The organism is Rhodoferax sp. (assembly GCF_023700745.1).
Lineage (GTDB): Bacteria > Pseudomonadota > Gammaproteobacteria > Burkholderiales > Burkholderiaceae_C > Rhodoferax.
Window position 1 is genome coordinate 66852 of sequence record NZ_JAMPYG010000007.1, and the last position, 2769, is coordinate 69620.

Annotated in this window: 2 protein-coding genes; both read right to left on the reverse strand. The window is 61.3% G+C overall.

Features of this window, described 5'->3' with window-relative positions; all coding sequences use genetic code 11:
• Positions 1-9: 9 nt before the first annotated feature.
• Complete coding sequence (locus tag NDJ10_RS07880) at positions 10-1884, reverse strand: HlyD family efflux transporter periplasmic adaptor subunit (RefSeq protein ID WP_296160867.1); 1875 nt, start codon at positions 1882-1884, stop codon at positions 10-12.
• 13 nt (positions 1885-1897) lie between these two features.
• Positions 1898-2746 carry a SapC family protein gene (locus NDJ10_RS07885; RefSeq protein WP_296160869.1) on the reverse strand — a complete coding sequence of 283 codons (849 nt, stop codon included), beginning with the start codon at positions 2744-2746 and terminating at the stop codon, positions 1898-1900.
• Between the last annotated feature and the right edge of the window lie 23 nt (positions 2747-2769).

Sequence of the window (2769 nt, forward strand, 5' to 3'; positions counted from 1 at the left end):
GGCCAAGGTTTACCGCAGCCATTTCCAGGTCCACAGCCGCAGCCACTCGACGAGGGAATGGGTCCAGATCCAGATCACCTTGCGCTCGCCCACCGCCACCTTGCCAATGCCTTCCATGCCGGGACGCAACCGGTCCGAGGCCCGGTCCAGTTGCGCCTCGACGCGAAAATGGTTGCTGCCGTCCTGCGGTGTCGAAATGGGTGTGATCTGGTGCACCGTAAAAGGCAGCAGCTCGTTGGGAATACCCGACAAAGCCAGCTCGCCACGCTGGCCGACGCGCACCTCGGCAATGTCGCGTTCGTCCACATTCATGACCACGCGGTAGGCATCGAGCGGCGCCACTTCAAACAGCACCTTGCCCTGCTCCACCGGTGAACCCAGCAACTGGCTCAGATCACCCAGCACCACGATGCCGTCAAACGGTGCCGTCAAAGTGGCCCGCGCCAGCCGCTCTTCCACCAGCGCCAACTGGGCCCGCGACTGTTCGCTCTGGGCGGCTGCCACCAGCATGGCTGCACGGTCAAGGCTGGCTGTGGCCAGGCGGTAGCGGCCCTGCATTTGTTCAAACTCGGACGCCCAGCGCGTGCGCTCCAGAGCCAGCTCGCGCGTGTCCAGTCTGGCCATCACCTGGCCCATCCTGACGGTGTCGCCGGCGCGCACCAGGCTTTCGGCCACATAACCCTGGAAAGGCGACACAATGGCACGCTGCACCGCACCCTCGATCATGGTTTTGGATGTGACCCGGTACGACATGCTGACCACGCTGAGCAACACGACACAGGTCAGGCTCACCAGCGTGATCAGTTTGAGGCCCGGATGTCGCGGCCCGAACAGGGCCATTGCGCCTTCACGCGTACGCTGGCGGGCACGCTGCCACAGGCTGCGTTCGTCCTGGCGCTTGAGTTCAAAAATGGGGCCCAGCAGCAAACCCAGCGTCTTGCACAACTCCAGATCTGCCCGCTCGAAAGGTTTGTCGCGCAAGCGTTCCAGGGTCAGGACGCCCACCGTAGCACCGTCATCCATCAACGGCACCGAGATCAGGCTGGCGTCGTTACGGGTTGCCGACAATTCGGCGTGCGCCAGGCCGCCGACCACGTCCTTGTCGAGCGGCGGATAAACCATGGCCATGTCAAGGTCGAGCACCTCGTCCATGGCCTCGCCGATCAGGCGCACAAAGTCACTGCGGGCATCAAAGGTGGCAGTGTGGGAAATGGCTTTGACCACCACATTACCCGCCTGCTCAAAACCCACATCCACCCGTTCGCACCCCAGGCGCACCACCAGGTCGTTGGCCACAGCCAAAGACGCCGCGCCCAGGCGGCGCTCCTGTAGCGCAGTCGCCACGATGTCGGAGGCCAGGGCAAACCTGGCCGCCTGTTGCTGTTGCTCTGCCACCTGTTGCTGGCGAAACCAGTCAACTAGCCAGGCGCTGCCCCAATGGACCAGGCGCAGGGCACGCTGCAAATCGGGTTCGGACGAGTGTCCGATGTCAAGCACCACAGCCCCGTGCAGTACCCCGGCCACTTCAATCGGGTACCCCACATGGGCCGATGCCAGACCGGCTGCCTGGCCCTGTGCGAGGTGTGCGACATAACCGCGCCTTTCAGTCAGCACCTTCTCGGCAGCTGAGCCCAGATACTGCATGTTGCGCGACACATCAGGCCACACCGCCACAGCGTTAAAGCCTCCACCCGGATCAGGTCCGAGCACGATCAGCGCACCGCTGACACGGTCGATCTGTGCGCAAAGAATGGCCAGCCAGCTGGTGCAAAACTCAACCGTGCTGGCGGGAGCAGAAAAGCTGGACCACGCAGCTGAATCGTCCTGCACCTGAGCCCGGGTCTGCGCCCCATCAGCCGGTGCGTGAATGGAGGCGCTGCTCACCACAGAGGCGTTCTCAGCTTGCCTTGGTTGTGCTGCTTGCGCCAGCGCGCTTGCCGGTCTTCACAGGGATGTCGGATGCTTCTGTGGTTTCTTCTGTGGCTTCTGGCGCCACGACCGCTGGTACGCTGGGCGTGACCACCTGGGTCTCGATCAGACGATTTTTCACGGTATTGAAATTGAGCATGGACTGCAGGTGCAGGTAGATGAGTTCCAGCTCGTCGGTGGCAGCCAGCTGGTGCAGGGTCTCGGCCGACAAGGCTTTGAGACGCTTGCGGTCCACCACCAGGAAACCGGTCAAGGACATCTTTTCGCCGGTACCGAGAGTGAACTGGGCCTGCATTGGCTCCAGCAGGTCAAGCTCCTTAAGCTTCTTGCAGAAAGCCTGGGTGCGCAGGAATTGTGTGCGGTACTCCTGCAGAAACTTGAGCACGTTGTCGACATAGGGTGTGTGTTTGCCTTCGGCATCAAACAAGGCCTGACCACGGCCCATGTAGTTCAGACCCTGAAAGGCCTCATCCACACACAGAGTGAAGGTCTTGCCGTCTGCACTGGGGGAAAAAACAAAAGGGTAGCGGCGGATGAAGGCCGGGATGTACTTGGCCTGCCAAGCATCATCGCTGGAAAGATAAAGATTTTCGTTCTGGCGTGCGCCCAGAATCACCACCGGCACCACGTCGTCGCCGCTCTGGGCAAAGACAACAGCGTACTCGGGCGCAGCCTGCGGAAATTCGACCGCCATGAGCGGTACCGAATTGAGCTTGCGGGCAAAGGCATAACCCTTGCCTGCCTCGACGGCGCATTTGCCATGGCGCCCACTAGATACAGGGACTGCGGTTTCGTAAATAAGCAACTGGGTTGTCATATCGAAGATCTCCTTTTAAATAA